The 16,439-nt window shown below is 49.5% G+C and carries 21 protein-coding genes and 1 riboswitch; of the genes, 14 read left to right on the top strand and 7 right to left on the bottom strand.

Annotation, left to right across the window (positions count from 1 at the left end):
* Positions 1 to 133: 133 nt before the first annotated feature.
* Positions 134 to 643: a C40 family peptidase gene (locus tag FGI41_RS21200; protein WP_139492303.1), complete on the bottom strand. Its 510-nt coding sequence runs from the start codon at positions 641 to 643 to the stop codon at positions 134 to 136.
* Between the two features lie 4 nt (positions 644 to 647).
* Positions 648 to 786: riboswitch (cyclic di-AMP (ydaO/yuaA leader) on the bottom strand.
* 285 nt (positions 787 to 1,071) lie between these two features.
* Between FGI41_RS21200 and FGI41_RS21195 the strand changes: the two genes are divergently transcribed.
* The 7 genes from FGI41_RS21195 to prpE all read left to right on the top strand — a co-directional run bounded on the left by FGI41_RS21195 (position 1,072) and on the right by prpE (position 6,554).
* Entirely contained in the window at positions 1,072 to 1,485 is a 414-nt protein-coding gene (locus FGI41_RS21195; protein ID WP_139492302.1) for a LiaF transmembrane domain-containing protein, read from the top strand.
* A gap of 51 nt (positions 1,486 to 1,536) precedes the next feature.
* Positions 1,537 to 2,256: a PspA/IM30 family protein gene (locus FGI41_RS21190; protein ID WP_139492301.1), complete on the top strand. Its 720-nt coding sequence runs from the start codon at positions 1,537 to 1,539 to the stop codon at positions 2,254 to 2,256.
* Positions 2,257 to 2,316: 60 nt separating this feature from the next.
* Positions 2,317 to 2,868 carry a class I SAM-dependent methyltransferase gene (locus FGI41_RS21185; RefSeq protein ID WP_139492300.1) on the top strand — a complete coding sequence of 184 codons (552 nt, stop codon included), beginning with the start codon at positions 2,317 to 2,319 and terminating at the stop codon, positions 2,866 to 2,868.
* 36 nt (positions 2,869 to 2,904) lie between these two features.
* Positions 2,905 to 3,804, top strand: a complete 900-nt coding sequence (gene liaF, locus FGI41_RS21180; protein ID WP_255298576.1) for a cell wall-active antibiotics response protein LiaF — start codon at positions 2,905 to 2,907, stop codon at positions 3,802 to 3,804.
* 16 nt (positions 3,805 to 3,820) lie between these two features.
* The gene (locus tag FGI41_RS21175; protein WP_176560391.1) at positions 3,821 to 4,945 is read left to right on the top strand and encodes a sensor histidine kinase; all 1,125 of its coding nucleotides are present in this window, start codon (positions 3,821 to 3,823) and stop codon (positions 4,943 to 4,945) included.
* Positions 4,942 to 5,571 (top strand): response regulator, encoded by a 630-nt coding sequence (locus FGI41_RS21170; protein ID WP_139492298.1) that lies wholly within the window; start codon positions 4,942 to 4,944, stop codon positions 5,569 to 5,571. Before FGI41_RS21175 ends, FGI41_RS21170 begins: the two co-directional genes overlap by 4 nt.
* 113 nt (positions 5,572 to 5,684) lie before the next feature.
* Positions 5,685 to 6,554 (top strand): bis(5'-nucleosyl)-tetraphosphatase PrpE, encoded by an 870-nt coding sequence (gene prpE / locus FGI41_RS21165; protein ID WP_139492297.1) that lies wholly within the window; start codon positions 5,685 to 5,687, stop codon positions 6,552 to 6,554.
* Positions 6,555 to 6,644: 90 nt separating this feature from the next.
* Here prpE and FGI41_RS21160 read toward each other — a convergent pair whose 3' ends face one another.
* Positions 6,645 to 7,055: a hypothetical protein gene (locus FGI41_RS21160; protein WP_139492296.1), complete on the bottom strand. Its 411-nt coding sequence runs from the start codon at positions 7,053 to 7,055 to the stop codon at positions 6,645 to 6,647.
* A 29-nt stretch (positions 7,056 to 7,084) separates the two neighbouring features.
* On the bottom strand, positions 7,085 to 7,924 hold the full coding sequence (locus FGI41_RS21155; protein ID WP_139492295.1) for an N-acetylmuramoyl-L-alanine amidase family protein: 840 nt from the start codon (positions 7,922 to 7,924) through the stop codon (positions 7,085 to 7,087).
* Positions 7,925 to 8,077: 153 nt separating this feature from the next.
* On the opposite strand from FGI41_RS21155, the gene FGI41_RS21150 reads away from it, so the two are divergent.
* The 4 genes from FGI41_RS21150 to FGI41_RS21140 all read left to right on the top strand — a co-directional run bounded on the left by FGI41_RS21150 (position 8,078) and on the right by FGI41_RS21140 (position 10,476).
* Positions 8,078 to 8,317 carry a YneF family protein gene (locus FGI41_RS21150; protein WP_139492294.1) on the top strand — a complete coding sequence of 80 codons (240 nt, stop codon included), beginning with the start codon at positions 8,078 to 8,080 and terminating at the stop codon, positions 8,315 to 8,317.
* A gap of 18 nt (positions 8,318 to 8,335) precedes the next feature.
* On the top strand, positions 8,336 to 8,503 hold the full coding sequence (locus FGI41_RS25125) for a hypothetical protein (RefSeq protein WP_176560378.1): 168 nt from the start codon (positions 8,336 to 8,338) through the stop codon (positions 8,501 to 8,503).
* A 360-nt stretch (positions 8,504 to 8,863) separates the two neighbouring features.
* Positions 8,864 to 9,442, top strand: coding sequence for a cupin domain-containing protein (locus FGI41_RS21145; protein WP_255298575.1), 579 nt, complete (start codon positions 8,864 to 8,866; stop codon positions 9,440 to 9,442).
* A gap of 191 nt (positions 9,443 to 9,633) precedes the next feature.
* Positions 9,634 to 10,476, top strand: coding sequence for a hypothetical protein (locus FGI41_RS21140; RefSeq protein ID WP_176560377.1), 843 nt, complete (start codon positions 9,634 to 9,636; stop codon positions 10,474 to 10,476).
* Between the two features lie 61 nt (positions 10,477 to 10,537).
* Here the strand turns inward: FGI41_RS21140 and FGI41_RS21135 are convergent, their stop codons facing one another.
* Entirely contained in the window at positions 10,538 to 11,308 is a 771-nt protein-coding gene (locus FGI41_RS21135) for a TSUP family transporter (protein ID WP_139492293.1), read from the bottom strand.
* 252 nt (positions 11,309 to 11,560) lie between these two features.
* On the opposite strand from FGI41_RS21135, the gene FGI41_RS21130 reads away from it, so the two are divergent.
* Positions 11,561 to 12,169, top strand: coding sequence for a superoxide dismutase (locus tag FGI41_RS21130; protein WP_139492292.1), 609 nt, complete (start codon positions 11,561 to 11,563; stop codon positions 12,167 to 12,169).
* 167 nt (positions 12,170 to 12,336) lie between these two features.
* On the opposite strand, the gene FGI41_RS21125 is transcribed toward FGI41_RS21130, so the two are convergent.
* Positions 12,337 to 13,227, bottom strand: coding sequence for a cation diffusion facilitator family transporter (locus tag FGI41_RS21125; protein WP_139492291.1), 891 nt, complete (start codon positions 13,225 to 13,227; stop codon positions 12,337 to 12,339).
* A 223-nt stretch (positions 13,228 to 13,450) separates the two neighbouring features.
* Entirely contained in the window at positions 13,451 to 14,440 is a 990-nt protein-coding gene (locus FGI41_RS21120) for a metal-dependent hydrolase (RefSeq protein WP_139492290.1), read from the bottom strand.
* A 157-nt stretch (positions 14,441 to 14,597) separates the two neighbouring features.
* Here FGI41_RS21120 and FGI41_RS21115 point away from each other — a divergent pair, with 157 nt between their 5' ends.
* Positions 14,598 to 14,912, top strand: a complete 315-nt coding sequence (locus tag FGI41_RS21115; RefSeq protein ID WP_139492289.1) for an MFS transporter — start codon at positions 14,598 to 14,600, stop codon at positions 14,910 to 14,912.
* Positions 14,913 to 14,935: 23 nt separating this feature from the next.
* Positions 14,936 to 16,057 (top strand): A/G-specific adenine glycosylase, encoded by a 1,122-nt coding sequence (gene mutY / locus FGI41_RS21110; RefSeq protein ID WP_139492288.1) that lies wholly within the window; start codon positions 14,936 to 14,938, stop codon positions 16,055 to 16,057.
* A gap of 86 nt (positions 16,058 to 16,143) precedes the next feature.
* On the opposite strand, the gene FGI41_RS21105 is transcribed toward mutY, so the two are convergent.
* A complete protein-coding gene (locus FGI41_RS21105) occupies positions 16,144 to 16,305 on the bottom strand; it encodes a YrzI family small protein (RefSeq protein ID WP_139492287.1) in 162 nt (53 codons plus the stop codon).
* Positions 16,306 to 16,439: the final 134 nt, after the last annotated feature.

The raw sequence follows: 16,439 nt of genomic DNA, 5'->3' as shown, positions 1-16,439 counted from the left end.
GAAGATTTCCTGTGACCTTCATTTCTGTCACCTTATCTTGTGAGCAGGTACTAAATTGATTCAGAAAAAGCCAGAGACATTATGCCTCTGGCTTAATAAGTTAAATCGGGTAACAGTATGTACGGTTCTTCTACTACTTTGCAGATGTGGAAGGGGACTGTACGTTTGTTTTGTTGTCTGTCTCTTTGTCTGCAAGAACTTGGCTGAGTGCAGGGATGCGCTTGGCTCCCACATAACGCTTACCCCAGTAGTAAGGCTCATTCAGCTTCGTTTTGACAACACCACGGCCTGATTCAGAGTGCGCGAAAGTGTTGTTGCCGATGTAGATGCCGACGTGTGATACGCCGCGTCCGCCTGTATTGAAAAAGACGAGATCGCCTACTTGCAATTGATCTTTTTCAACAGCTTGTCCCATCTTGTATTGGGCAGCGGAGGAGTGAGGCAGGTCTACACCAAGCTTCTGGTAGACGTACTGCGTAAAACCGGAGCAGTCAAATCCGTTTGTTGAAGTGCCGGCAGAACGGTATGGCACTCCGTAAAGAGGTTGGATGGTATCTGTCAGAAGCGCTGTATCAGCAAAAGCGGATGGCGCTCCTGTCACAAGAAGACCTGCGACAAGTAAAGAACATAACCATTTACGCAAGGATGCTGCCCCTTTCCCAAGCCTACGAGGTTAGCTGAAGGGTTCGGTCGAAAGGTTGCCCTAAGCAGCAAAAGATGCCGCTATTCACCCCAAAAAAAGTGGTTCCCCCGTTTACACGTAATGTAACTCGGCTTTTTTCGATTATTTTCTACGCATAGTTGTAAGAATTCGTTAAGAAGTATAAATTTCCTCCTTATTCTGTCGACAGTTCACACTTTTGTCACAATTATCAGCGTATTTTTTGTCGAGAGATCAGGGCTTTTTGCATAAGGCAGCTGACTCCAATCAAGGTTGTACCCTCTCTCCGACCCGAGACGGAGACGAAAACCAACCGCCCGCCCGTTATGCCAAGATGCGGATTCCCCTAGAATAAAGACATGAACGAACCACACACCACCAACCACACGAGCAAACGGAGGGATGAAGTTGTGAATGAGAGGTCTGGCAAAATTCTACTCGGATTCGTTCTCCTGATCACAGGCTCGCTTCTATTCTTAGACATGCTGGGCATCGACGGAGGCGACATCTTCGGGTTTCTGATCCCTGGCCTGATCATGGTCTATGGAGCCAAGAAGCTCATGGCCGGTGAGGGAAAAGGGGGCAGATGGTGGGGAATCATGGTATTCCTGTTCGGCTTCCTGATGATGATCGGCAAGCTTGATCTGCTGTTTACCAGCGCCTTGTCGATCGTGGTCATCTACTTCGGATTTAAATTACTGCGCAGCCGCAACCGCGACCCCCATGAGGCACCAAGCATTCTGGAACGCGAATGGGCCAAGAAGATCCTGCGTGAAGACGAGTTGGACCATTTTGAAAGAAAGTCTACCGCAAAGCAACAATAAGTTAACTTTTTAAATTCGTAAATTAATGGTAAAATTAAGGAGGAATTGTAGATGAGTATCTTGAAAAGATTGCGTGACTTGACAGTAGCTTCGGTGAATGATGTAATGGATTCCTTAGAGGACCCGGTTGTAATGCTGAACCAGTACATGCGTGATATGGAAGCAGAGATTGGCCGCGTCGAAGTGGCTGTTGCCCGTCAGGTAGCGCAGGAGAAAAAATTCCGTCAACAATATGAAGAAGCACACGCTATGGCAGAGAAGCGTGACCGCCAAGTGATGCTGGCTCTGCAGGAAGGCGAAGATGATCTGGCCCGCCGCGCACTTCTGGACAAGAAGCAGTACGAAACCCGCGCTAAAGAATATGAAACTCTTTATGCGACCGCCCGTGATGCTGCCCAACAAATGCGTGAGAAGCTGGCTGAGCTCAAGGATGAATTTTATAAGATGCGTGCGAAAAAATATACACTGATGGCTCGGGCTCAGGTAGCACGTACGCAAAAGCAGATCAATACAGCAATTACCGGCATTGGTTGTGACAGTGCGATTCGCGGTTTTTCCCGGATGGAAGAAAAAGTGACCCAGATGGAAGCGGAAGCCGAGCTCTCCGGTCAGCACCGTACATGCGGCTCTCTGTCTCACAAGCTTCGCGCTCTGGAACACAAGGATGACATCGAACGCGAACTGGCAGAGCTTAAAACCAAGTTAGGTACTGGGAGAACACCACATTCGGAAGCCGTACAGGCAACAAGTGAAGTTTCGTTGAATAAATAGTCGTAAAGGCTCGGCAGTCCGTATCAAGCGGGCTGCTTTTTCCCCTAGGAGGTCATCTTTGTGTCGGATATACTCGTATTCTTAAGACGGTTTGTAACACATCCGGATCGTGTCGGGAGCATCATGCCCAGCTCACGTTTTTTGTCTAATCTCATGCTGAAACAAGTTCCGTGGCATACCGTCAAAACGGTGGTGGAGCTTGGACCGGGGACAGGTGTGTTTACTAAAGCGATTCTGCAAAAGAAAAAGCCGAACACCAACTTCTTCGTCGTGGAGCGTGATCCGCAGTTTCAGGAGATGCTGTCGAAGCGTTTTCCTGATCTGATCATCCGTGACGAGGCAGTTCTTTTGACGAGTTATCTGGAAGAGATGAACTTTCCTAAGGCGGATGCGATTGTATCAGGCTTGCCGTTTGCCGTGTTTCCGCCGGAATTACGCAAAGCCATTCTGGATAATATTTATGAAGCGCTGTCACCGGGCGGTATTTTTGTAACGTTCCAATACTCTCTGCAGATGAAGGAAGATCTGGAGGAGAAGTTTGGTCAGGTTCAAATCAAGTTTACTGCATTCAATGTTCCCCCAGCGTTTGTCTATGTCTGCATCAAAAAATAAAGCAGCGAATGTGACACAAAAGAGGAGGAGACTCCCGTGATATCTACCCGCTTACGCAAGATGGTCCTTGGGATCATCATTATTTTTATTGGTTTTGGGCTCTTCCTCGATAATATTGGATTCATTTCATTTAGTCTTTTTGATATGTGGCCGTTGATTTTGATTTATATCGGTGCAAGACAATGGGCGAAGAGAAAGCGGTTGAGCGGAATCGTCCTCATCTCACTGGGAGTCTTGTTTGTGCTGGATCTGTGGCTTGGGATCTCGGTTGATGATGCGCTGGGAATAGCTTTTCCGCTTGTGCTGATGTATTACGGGCTTCGGCTGGTCAGGAGAAAGTCGAAGCCGTTGTTCGGGGATAAAGGTAAGACGGTTTCATCAGATATGGGGATGGATGAATTCGAAGCGTGGACGGCCAATCAAGGACAGACTCCACCACAGAATGCTTCGGACAAAACGAAAGCTTCACAGAGGGGAGCGGGTATGGCTGAAGGCTGGGACCTGGACGATCTGCTGTATCGGGTGAAGCTGGAGACCCCGTTTCCGACAGGGACGATCCATCAGAAGGTCGAGTCAAGAAGCTCGTTGATCGGTGATTTTCATCTGACATCAGGGCGGTTTGAGCTTTCTCATATGCAGATCTGGCACGGGATTGGCAATGTCGTGATCGATCTGTCCCGTGCGGTGATACCGGATGAAGAGACATTCCTCTTCATCAATGGATGGATAGGCGATGTGACGATCTACGTGCCAATCGATCTGCCGGTCTCTGTTATAGGAGAAGTGAACTTTGGCGACATGGAGATTCTGGGTCACCGTCAGGGTGGGATTAACCGTAGAGTGATGCTGTCAGCCGATCATTATGACGTGGCCACCCAAAAAGTAAAGATCATCATTTCGCTGATCGCTGGCGATATTGATGTGAAGTACATCTAGGGGGTGTGCTCACATGATTCACCAAAAAAAGCTGGCTAGTATCCAATGGCAGTTTGTCAGGCAGGGAGCCTTGCTTGCGGCACTTGCCACAGGGGCTGTTTTTCTTGCGTTTTATATCATTGGGGCGTATCTGAACCAGCATCCGGTGCAGCTTCAGGCGCTGATGGTTTATTTTCATGTGCCTGCATTGGTCAGGGTGGACGGTACGTTCTTTTTCTTATTATTGCTGATCGCGCTGGCTGTGGCGGTAATCGTCGGGATTGTGGTTGGATATATCGTCGGCAATCTGTTGAAAAAGCGATTACATATCCTCTTGGAGGCTGGACTCAATCTGCAGCGGGGGATCTTATCTTATCGTTTGCCGGATCTCGGGGATGATGAGCTGGGGATGCTGGCGTTACAGACCAACGGATTTGCCGCCAGATGGGAAGAACAGGTGGCATCGCTGCAGCGTCTGTCCACCCACAATGCGGAGCTGGGCGAGCAGGTCAGACATGCGGCTGTTACTGAAGAGCGGCAGAGGCTGGCCCGTGAGCTGCATGATGCTGTCTCCCAGCAGCTGTTTGCCATCGCGATGACGACGGCGGCGATCAAGCGGCTGATCGGAAAGAACCCGGAGCGGGCCGCCCAGCAGATCGAGCTGGTCGAAGAGATGGCAGCTGCCGCGCAGTCGGAGATGAGGGCACTGCTTCTGCATCTACGTCCGGCGACATTGCAGAATAAATCGCTCAAAGAGGCGGTCACCGAGCTATTAGATGAGTTGACCCGCAAGCAGGTGACAGGGATTACGTGGGAGCTGGGGGATCTGACCGGGGTGCCGAACGGGATCGAGGATCATCTGTTCCGTATCTTGCAGGAAGCCCTCTCCAATGCCCTGCGCCATGCCAAAGCCAATATGGTGACGGTGAAGCTGTTCTCTTTTGATGGACAAGTACGACTGCGGGTAGCCGATGACGGGGTAGGATTTGACCCGGACAGCGATAAGATGACCTCATACGGCCTCGTTTCGATGAAAGAGCGGGTCAATGAGATTGGCGGCTCGATGGAAATCTATACAGCCGTCGGCAAAGGAACACAAATCGAAGTGCGGGTTCCACTGGTGATGGAGGCGCATAACAAAGGAGGGACAGTACCTGTATGATTCGTGTGATGCTAGTGGATGATCACGAGATGGTGCGGATGGGGCTTGCCGCTTATCTCTCCACCGAAGATGACATCGAAGTGATGGGCGAGGCTTCCAGTGGTGAAGAGGGTGTCCAGCTGGCCAAGGAATTGCAGCCTGATGTGGTTCTGATGGATCTAGTGATGGAAGGGATGGGCGGTATCGAGGCCACCCGCCGAATCCGGGAAGAGTGTCCGGCGGTCAAAGTGATCGTGCTGACAAGTTTTATCGACGATGAAAAAGTATACCCTGTCATTGAAGCTGGGGCATTCAGCTACCTGCTCAAAACCTCCCGTGCCTCCGAGATCGCCCGTGCCATCCGCAGTGCTGCTGCCGGAGAGCCTGTGCTGGAATCGCGGGTGGCGAGCAAGATCATGGCCCGTTTTCGCAGTGGTCAGGAGGCGGCACCGCATGAGCAGCTTACTCCACGTGAGCTGGAGGTGCTGCTCCTCATCGGGCAAGGCAAGTCCAACCAGGAGATCGCTGACGAGCTGATCATCGGGATCAAAACAGTCAAAACCCATGTCAGCAACATCCTCTCCAAGCTCGGTGTCGAAGATCGCACACAGGCGGCGATCTATGTACATACCAATAATCTGCAGTAAGGTGCCAGAACCGTAAAAAATGGGAACAAAGCTCGTCCGGCCAACGGATGAGTTTTTTATTTTGCGGCTATGCTAGTAAGAATAGGTAATTTTACTAAAACGGGGTGATACGATTGAGAAATGTGCCACAGAGACGTTCTCCGATCATGCATGCCGACCATGGCATCGACGTGATTGGCGATGTGCATGGGTGTTACGATGAATTTATCCAACTGATCGGGCAGCTGGGCTATGTCAAAGGCTCCGGGGATCAACTCTACCGGCACCCGGGGGGCCGCATGATCCTCTCTTTGGGCGACATCACCAGCCGTGGTCCGAAGTCGATTCCGATGCTGGACTTTTTTATCCGCCACATCGATGCTGGATTAGCGGAGATGGTAGATTCCAATCATGGCTGGAAGATTGCACGCTGGCTGGATGGACGCAGGGTCACGCTGGCGCACGGGGATGAATTGGTGGAGCAGGAATTCCAAGCATACGAGCGCGAACACGGAATGGAAAAGGCGAATAAATTGCGTGCGGCAAGCCACAGACTGCTGTTCACGGCACCTTCGCACAAGATCGTCAAGAGCAAGGGCGAAATCAAGCTGGTCGCCTGTCATGCAGGGATTCGTGACAGCTATATCGGCAAGGACAGTCCGGCTGTACAGAACTTCTGCCGCTATGGTGACGTCGACGGGATCGGAGCAGACGGCAGACCGCTTCGCCGGGACTGGACGGAATCACGGCAAGGGAATACGCTGATTATCTGGGGACACGATCCACGGCCAGAACCCGAGCGGAAGAACAACGCGGTCAACGTCGACCAAGGCTGTGTCTTCGGTGGCATGCTGACTGCCTACCGCTATCCCGAAGATGAGATCGTCAGCGTACCGGCACGGGAAAACTACTCACGTCTGGAAGATACGCCGCTCACCCGCTTCCGGGCTCAGCAAGCCAATGAGCAACAGCAATCTCAGACACAACAGGAACAGGTCTATTAAAAAAAGAAAGGAACGACTCAATCAGATGCCACGGTGGGCATATTGGGCCGTCCTTTCTTTTTTTACGGATGGTAGAGGCAGTACAGCAGGTTAGACTTTTGGATTATTTTTGTAATTTTCAGTCTCTGGTGAAGTAGATTGAGTTGTTTGGGCAGGTTCTGCTCCTGTTGTTTCAGAAGCAGTGCCCTGTGTGGGCGTATTAGGGGGCGTGGTGTTGGCATCGAGGATTTGTGATGTGAGGGAGGAGAGGAAGTGTTGCCGGGTATTTTTCCCGGTAGAATAGATCCCGACGGCGGCAAGACCTGCCATCAGCCCTTCGGTAAATGCATTTTGCCAGACGAAGGGTTCGGCTTGCAAAAAGGCGTGGTTGGCAAGATTGAGCAGGATGATCAAGCCCATCGCTGCCCATGACCGCATCTTTTTCGGGATGTTCAATGCATCAGAGAGTGTCGCCGTGGCGGCAAGAGAGATTGCGATAATCGCACCGATTTCGATATACATACGTTACACCTCCATACGTATAATAAAAGCTACGAGCGAAGCTTTTCATACAGACGGCGGAGGATAATCGCTTCGGCCCAGAGCGGAAGCGGTTCGTCCACACGATTGTACCAGTCTCGGTTGGTCAACAGACCTTGTTCGAACAGCCAGTCGATCGCTTCCTGCTTCCATTCGGGGATCGATGGTGGATTGCCTGTTCCTGATCCAGGGCTACCCGTGCCGGGATTACTGCCGTCAGATCCAGAGTCGCCAGAACCGGGAGCGCCGCCGCCAGAGCCAGGACTTGTGCTGCCACCGCCACCCTGCGTTTGTGGAGGGCGGTACGGATGACCGACGAATTGACAGAAGCCGCGTACCACGGCCTCAGCCAGATCGCGCCAGTCGTTTTGGATTTTCTCAGAGTCTTGAGCATTGTCAGCAAAGCCATACTCCAGGATGACCGACTCGACACTGCCGGTCTCCCGGTGGATGAAGTAGTAGTCGAGTCTGGGGTTGTTGGGCAGTGTACGGGTGAACACACGGCGGGTCGGCATGCCTTCTGATGCGAGTTCCTCTACCAGCTCACGGGGCAATGCGGCAGAGGCATAGATGGAGTAGATGGCTTCTGCCCCGCGTCCACCACCTGAGTTGATATGATTGGAGATGCAATATGTTGCGCCGCTTTCCCGGATGATGGCTGCGCGTTCTTCACTTTCGAGTGTGACATCAGAGTTGCGGGTCAGTTGAACCGATACACCAAGCTCTTGAAACCTGCGGTATTGGTAGGTGGAGATGGTGAGCACCATGTTTTTTTCAACAAAACGCTCATTACTCCCCCCACCGGGGTCGATTCCGCCATGCCCAGGGTCAATTATGAGCAAAGGAGCCATGTTCTCATCACCTCGGGATCATTATATGCAGGTACAATCGAACGGGCCGTAACTAAAGTCGGAAAATCGAACAAAACAACATGAATGGGCTGGCGCTAATATGGTACAATGTATTAGATACGATATTTTTTACATAAAGGATGGTAATGTCAGATGTGGTACAACTGGGTCATTCCAATTGTGACGCTCATCGTCGGTCTGATCGGCGGTTTTTATGGAGGCGTATACTACCTAAAGCAACAAATGGGCAATATGCAAATGGACGAAAAACAATTGCATACCATGGCACGTTCTATGGGCATTAACCTCAACCAGAAGCAACTGCGTAACCTGCAACGCAATATGGCGAATGTAAAGCCTAATGTAAAAAAACCGGCCAAGCCAAAAAAATAGGCTTCGGAGGGATAAGCAGTGAGTGCGACTCGATTGCGCTTTACCATGATTGGTTTTATCGCTGGCGTCATTTTTGTCTTTTTGGACGCGATCCCGATCAGCCAAGGGACACGGTTTGCGATGCCGTTTTATCTGGCAGGCGCAGGGTTGTTGGTGGATGGGATTATTGTACGACTTAAGGGGTAAGGTGTGGGGAAGATGTGTTTTCCAGTCGCCTTTCCCCCTCGTAAGTGGGGCCGGTCTCCTTACAAACACATCTTCCCCACACCTGCCCGGCTATCGTAATCAATAATCCAGATGATTATGGGATAATAAAAGAAAAAGATGAAAAAGCCTTCCGTGACCTTTGGTCGTGCGGAAGGCTTTTCAGCTTGCAGCTATAGTTGCGTTTTTTTTGTTGTATTTGTTCAAAGTTCTAAGGTCGGTTGAATAAGATCACAAATAGTTGTAATGGAGCGTTCTTCCGTCTGGAAACACATTCTTCGATGCAAGCATATTATTTTATGTGTTTTAGGCTCAGACCCAAATCCATCGGTTGAAGGAGTCGTGAGTATCCCGATGTATAACACGACTGATCTATTAAGATCCTCTGCATTAAATTTGGCGTTTGACTTACGAACTGCTCCATTTTTCCGGAAAAACAGTCAAAACTTTATTCTTCAGCAAACGGTTGAGCAAATGCCCGTCATGCAAAACTTAAGTGTATTTGATGTTTATATGAGTAGGGGACATAGTGTTGAAGCCCATTGGCACCCCAACGCAAATGAACTCCTCTATACGGTAAGTGGAGAAGCGATCGTTTCTATGTTGAACCCATTTACCCAACAGGTGCTCAGTTACCGTGTTACTCCACCTCAAACTGTGTACATTCCACAGGCATGGTGGCATTGGGCATTTGCGGCAACTGATCAAACTCATTTACTCGCTATTTTTGATAATAATGCCACACAGGCGATATATGGGTCTGATGTTTTGAGAAAGACACCTCCTGTGGTATTTCAAGCTATTTATGGTGTGAATGCATCACAGTTAGCGGAAGTGCTCAGCCCAATCAATCAAAGAGTGATCATGGGTCCCCCTAGCCCAAGTGATATTCCGCAGAATAGGGGGGGAGTAAATTATTAATGCATGAGGCTGTTCCTGTCAGGGAATGGCTTTTTGTTTTGCAGCTACAAAGAAAAGGAGGGATCTACGTCGGTGCATAAACGCTGTAGATATTAGAAATGATAAGCAATGAGGAAATAATACCAGTACAATTCGTGTATAACCATGCCCATTCACGAGAGGTACAGCGAATTACAAGGAGGGGTGAGTCCTTGCCCAATATATTCTGGTACTATGGGTTAATTGTGATCGGGGCAGTAATTACTGGATATACGATATATAAAATGAGAAACATAGCTGATCTATTTACGTATTTTTTATTCGCAACCGCTTGGTCTTGGGTTGGTGAAGCGATTGTACTCTTTGTACTGAATGCGTATGCCTACAAACCTGGTCTGTATACAGATCCCTTTGCCGAAAATATTATCGGACATATAATTGCTAATTCGGCATTGTGGGCTTCAGCAGCACTTGCGGTCATGTGTTTTCAACTCTCATACCTCTGGATTGGATTCATATCCGTCTTTTTTATGTTGATCGAGGAAGTGTTTCTTAAAGTCGACGTCTACTCTCACCATTGGTGGCACACATATATGACCGGAATTATCACATTTATCTTTATGGTAGTTATGAAGAAATGCTATGCGATCGTAAATGAAAAAAAATATAAGCTCCCAAGGAACATGGTATTCTGGACAGTTGCCTGGATCATTATCCAAACGCCGACAAGTGTGCTTATGTTGTATGGAAAGCAGTTTTTTCATGTAAATTGGGTGGACAACATATACCGAGACAGCACATTATTTACCGGTTTTTTGTACCATGTTTGCATGGCTTTTATCATTCTCTTCTTCCTTTGCAGAAAATTACATCCAGTTTGGTATGTGGTTCCCCTCTTTACATTGGTGGCAAGTGATCTGTTCCTTTGGAAGTTAAACATATTGGTTTTTTATAACAATTGGAAAATGAGTTACCTTGTCTTCATCCGTGCAGCAAGTCTACTGATTATTATTTTGCTTGAAAAATTCACCTTAAGAAAAGTTAACGTGCAGTAATCGAAAAAGCCTTCCGCGTCCATTGGATCGTGCGGAAGGCTTTTGGCGTTGCATGAAGGAATTAGCTTGTGAAAATCAGTTCGTATACCATCTTGGTCATCAGTGTAACCGATACGAGCAAGAAGAGGGGACGGACGTATTTGACACCGGTTTTTACAGCCATTCGGGTACCCAGTGCAGCACCCAAGAGCATGGCGGCACCCATGACGAGGCCGGGGAGGAACATGACTTTGCCGTCAAAGATGAAGACGGTGAGGGCGGCGAAGTTACTTGCGAAGTTGAGGATACGCCCGTTGCCTGCGCTGATGACGAAATCGTAGCCAAACAAAAGAACCATAACAAAGACGAAAAACGAGCCGGTTCCCGGGCCGAAGAAGCCGTCATAGAAGCCGATCAAAAAGGTCAGCGGAATCCCCCAGCCCAGTGTGAATTTGGTGTAGCCCTTGAACTTGGTATCATGCCCGAAGCGCTTGTTTAACAGCGTATAGACAAAAATCAGCGCCATCATGATGATCACCAGCGTTTTGAGCAGCTCCTGCGGGATGAAGAGAACGATTTTGGCTCCGCAGAACGCACCGACGAGAGAGACGGGGAAGAGCATCAGCATTAGTTTTTTATCATACTTGCCCAGACTGATAAAGGTGAAAGAACTGGTTGCCGATGCCATCGTGCTTGCAAGCTTGTTGGTGCCAAGTGCCAGATAGGGGGGAAGACCCAAGCCGAGCAGGGCAGGCAGTGAGATCAATCCGCCACCTCCGACACAGCTGTCAATAAAGGCTGCAATAAAGCCCATGACAGCCAGTATGGCCACCGTGGTTAGATCTAGTTCCAACAAAAATCACCTGATTTCATCATAAGTTCACAATCTTTTAATAAACTAAGTCTAGCATGAAATCGCATGTTTTCAAGATGTATAAGAAATTGGTAATGGCATGATAATAGATGTGGCGCAGTTTTGACGAGGTTAACCACTTTATGAAACTTTTATAACTCTTTTGTTGCTTTAGTTGATTTAATCGTATATAATCTGAATTGGAAGCATGAACCAACCATTATTGGTACAGATAAGAGGAGGAATTTTATTATGGCATATCAACTTCCTGCACTTCCTTACGCATTCGATGCACTTGAACCACATTTTGACGCAATGACCATGGAAATTCACCACGACCGTCACCATGCGACGTACGTGAACAACTTAAATGCAGCTCTGGAAGGTCACGCTGACCTCCAAGACAAATCTATCGAAGCACTCATCTCCAACATCGATGCTCTTCCAGAAGGCATCCGCACTGTTGTCCGCAACAACGGCGGCGGCCATGCGAACCACAGCCTCTTCTGGGAAATCCTCAGCCCGAATGGCGGCGGCAACCCAACAGGTGCTGTTGCTGACGCGATCAACGAAGCTTTCGGCAGCTACGACAACTTCAAAGCTGAGTTCACCAAAGCAGCTACTACCCGTTTTGGTTCCGGTTGGGCATGGCTCATCGTAGACGGCGGCAAACTTGCTGTTACCTCTACTCCTAACCAAGACAGCCCAATCATGGAAGGCAAAACTCCTATCCTTGGTCTCGACGTATGGGAGCACTCCTACTACCTCAAGTATCAAAACAAACGCCCAGACTACATCGGTGCTTTCTACAACCTGATCAACTGGGATGAAGTAAACAAACGTTTCGCTGCTGCGAAATAATAGATTCATCACGGAACATAGGACGGCATGCTTGATTCACTCAGGCATGCCGTTTTTTATTCTGCAATCTGCATGCTGTAAGCACAGACCGGCAACAAGTAAAAAAAGTACCCGACTCCTAAGACGTGGGAGACGGGTACTTTTTTGCTTTCTATATTAATTACGAATTAACTATGCTGGCAGGATGATGAGCTCAATGGCTCTACGTGCACGTGGACATGTGTGATCTTGTGCTCGACAATCATCCGCTGCTCGATGTCTTCTGTGATTTGATGGCTTTCGAGCACGCTGAGATTCGGGTCCACATGAATGACCACATCGACCAGTACGGTATTGCCATGCAGTCGTGCTTTGATGTCATGAATCGCATCTACACCAGGGGTAGAGTGAATCGTTTCTTTGATGATATTCAGTTCATTTTCATCGAAGCCGTCTGTGAGCGAATGGGAAGCATCACGGAAGATCTCCCATGCCGTCTTACAGATAATCACACCGACGATGAATGCAGTGATGGAGTCGATCTGCGGGTAGCCGAATTGTGAGCCGACAATCCCGATGAAGGCACCGATGCTCACCAGCATATCCGAACGGTTATCCTGAGCAGCGGCCATGATCGCCATATTGTTGATCCGGCGTGCCAGTCTGACGTTGTACTGATAGACACCATACATCAGAGCAGCTGAGGCAAGAGCCGTCCAAGCAGCCAGCATATCTGGCATCTGATGATCACCTGTGTCAAAAAAGGAGAAGATGCTCTCACCGATCACCTGCAAGCCAACCGTCACCATAATGAAGGAAGCGATGAGAGCAGCGATCGTCTGCGCGCGGTAGTGCCCGTACGGATGGTCCTGATCAGGTGGTTTTCGAGCGATTTTCAAACCGATCAACACGGCGATAGAGGCGATGATATCCGTGGTATTGTTCAGACCGTCAGCGATAAGCGCCTCCGAGCCTGCCAGATAACCGACGGAGAGCTTGACGAACGACAGGAAGATATATGCCGCTATGCTCAACCATGCACCTTTTTCTCCTTGTTTAAGTTCTGCGTACTGATCCACTCTCAAGCCCCCTTGACGTCTTTATAGCCATTGTCCATGGTAACAGATTGATTCCGTGTGGGTCTAGAGAAACAGTTTTAACCAAAGTCAGCTATGTGGCACGTATGAAAGTATGTTGCCCATATGCAAAAATATACCGAGGTAGTCGGACTCGCAAGAATAGTCGGTCAAGCAAAAAAGCGTACCGCTCAGCATTTCGTTGAGCGGTACGCTTTTTTTATGATTATCCTTTTTCCGGGTTGAGTTTTTTGGCTAACTGTTCTTCCCCGCGGTGAATCCAACCGATGTAGGAATCCCGAATTTGCATTTGTTTGTCGATATAGACCACGGCGACGAACATGTAGTGGGATTCGACGCGCTTGGCCCGGTAGCGAAGATCGAACCATCTGACCTCATAGCCGAATGGCTGTTCTTTGACCTCCACATGTGCGTAGCTGGTGAAGGAGAGGAACGAGTTCACCTTTTTGTCGGTCTTGGACAGCTTCACGAGGTCATTTTCCGGCTTGCGGACAAAGGTGTCGAGGATCAGCGGGTCATTGCCATTCATCAGCTCACCGACATGCCAGTGGGTGTCCGATTGGATGAGAAAGGTCCAATTGTGCCAAGCGGCTGTAGGGATGAGCTTACAGTCTCCTTTGACCGGAAGCGTGGATTGGATCAACTCCTTGGCCCGGCGATGGTCCCGGAAGCGCTTGACGTAGTAGGCGGCGATGATGAGGTAGATCATGAGGAAGAGAGAGCCTGGTTCGGCACCCGCCATCCATAACAGGAAGCCCAGCATGTGCATGCCGAAGATAAAGGCGTCAAAGATAAAGATCACGTCAAAAGCAATCCATTTGCGGTTGAACGGGGATAAGCCCTTCGTCCCGTATGAATTGAAAAGATCGACGAATACATGTAAGAACACGGCGAGCAGAATCCAGAAGATCAGGTGTCCCCAATGGTCTTGCGGCTGTAAGAATTGAATAAGTCCAAATGTGGCAAATGTCCAAAGAAAAATAGCCGGAACCGAGTGAGACACCCCGCGATGATTGCGCACATAAGCAGCGTGGCCAAACAGACGGGTAAAGCCGTCCAAGTCAGGAGCCTGCTGACCGATAACCGTACCGAGCATCACCGCTTGGGCCAACTCAGGTGAACTGGCGACGACGGGATCGAGATGAGCGAGAGCGGCCAAACCGAATCCCATAGCAAAATGAGTGGCCGTATCCAACGACAAATTCTCCCCTTTCGCATGGATATGTATCTATTATAGTGGTTTACCTACATGATTTCCCCTTGAAACAAAAAATTATTCCACTTGTCCAAGCCTGTGTTTTTTGGCAAGATGATAGGGATTGGCCTCTTATTGACGGAAAGGGGATATCTGGATGATTACTGTATTTTCTGAGTATAAGATAAATGAGGAGATGCGCAAGCGCTTTTTGACCTATATGCAGACGATGGAAGGCAAAATCGCGGAGCGGGGCGGAAAAGAGTACCGCTTTCTCGAAGGGATGGACCAGCCGAATCTGTTCGTCGAGATGTTTCAGGTGGACAGCCATGAACAGTACCAAGCGATCAAAGCATGGCGGCAAGAAGATGATGAGCTGGCAGGCGCTGTCGCAGGTGGCAAGGCCAAAATCCACATCTGGGCGTTTGCTGCCCCATCTGACTCTATAGAAGCAACAGACACAACCGAATAGAAGCTGTCTAGAAAGGAAGCATCATGGCAAAGAAAAAACAACCGCTTACTTATACCTTACCCGATGAATTCCAAGCATTTGACTTCGCCCAAGACTTAGTCGCCTGGTATGACTCACAAAAACGCGACCTGCCGTGGCGAATCAACAAAGATCCATACCGCATCTGGGTGTCGGAGATCATGCTTCAGCAGACCAGAGTAGAGACGGTGAAGCCGTATTATCACAACTTCATGGATAAGTTCCCGACCGTGCAGGCACTCGCTGACGCACCCGAGGATGAGGTGCTCAAAGCCTGGGAGGGGCTTGGCTACTATTCCCGCGCACGCAACCTTCAAGCCGCCGCACGCGAAGTGAAGGAGCAATACGGCGGCATCGTACCAGATACCCCTGAAGAGATCGCCAAGCTGAAGGGGGTGGGGCCCTACACAGCAGGAGCGATCCTCTCCATCGCCTACAACAAGCCGGAACCTGCTGTAGACGGCAACGTGATGCGCGTGTTCTCCCGTCTGTTATTGATGGAGGATGATATCGCCAAGCCCGCCACCCGTATCAAGCTGGAGCATCTGGTTCGTCAGACGATCCCAGTCGGTCGTGCAGGAGACTTCAACCAAGCGATCATGGAGCTGGGAGCCCTTGTCTGCCTGCCGAAGAATCCACAATGCCTCACTTGTCCTGTATTCGACTACTGTCTCGCCCGCAAAGAAGGGGTACAGGAGGAGCTGCCGGTAAAAGGCAAGGCCAAGCCGCCACGTCCTGTCCAGCTGGTTGCCGCCGTCGTCCGCAAAGGCAGTGAACTGCTCATCCGTAAGCGTCCAGAGCAGGGTCTGTTGGCTAATCTCTGGGAGTTCCCGATTTTTGAAGTGAAAGGGCAGGGGGATGAGACAGCAGTATTGCTGGAATCTCTGGAACAGGAGCACGGCATCGAAGTGGAAGTGCTGGATCAGTTGACACTTGTGCAGCATACGTTTTCCCACCTGCACTGGGAAGTGAGTGTCTATCTGTGCGATTATCTCGGTGGGGAAGACACATCCACCCGGGGCCGCTTCGTCACACAGGAGCAGTTGGCTGAGTTCGCGTTCCCCAACGTGCAGACCAAGATCATGGAGGCACTCAAGCAAAAGGAAGCGGAAGCGACCTTGTTGTAGATCCGGCCATAAGATAACGAAAACCTTGGAGCACGCCGCAAGTACAAGCAGCGGGCCATCCAAGGTTTTTTTATCTTTTCAAGTATTTAAATGCGTGTACAATGCACGGGATACTCCGCATATTGCATATGACGCTTCGTCTCCAGCTCGGCCAGCACTTGCTCCTGCTGATGTTGCGCCAGGCTTTCGGATGCGGATTTACGGCGGCGTTCAATAATGATCGTGAAAAAGATCATTGGAATTTGCATGACTAGTTTTCCTCCTTAGGAACGGTTGTGTTGCAGTCAGGTCCCATCTATCGCTTTGACTCCCACTGCTTTCATCATTTGACGGCGTTGTTTGTTGCTCATCATACATCCCTCCTCGGATAGTTGGTAAAGCC

The sequence above is a fragment of the Brevibacillus dissolubilis genome (assembly GCF_006170445.1).
Lineage (GTDB): Bacteria > Bacillota > Bacilli > Brevibacillales > Brevibacillaceae > Brevibacillus_B > Brevibacillus_B dissolubilis.
This window is presented reverse-complemented; position numbering and strand designations above follow the sequence as displayed.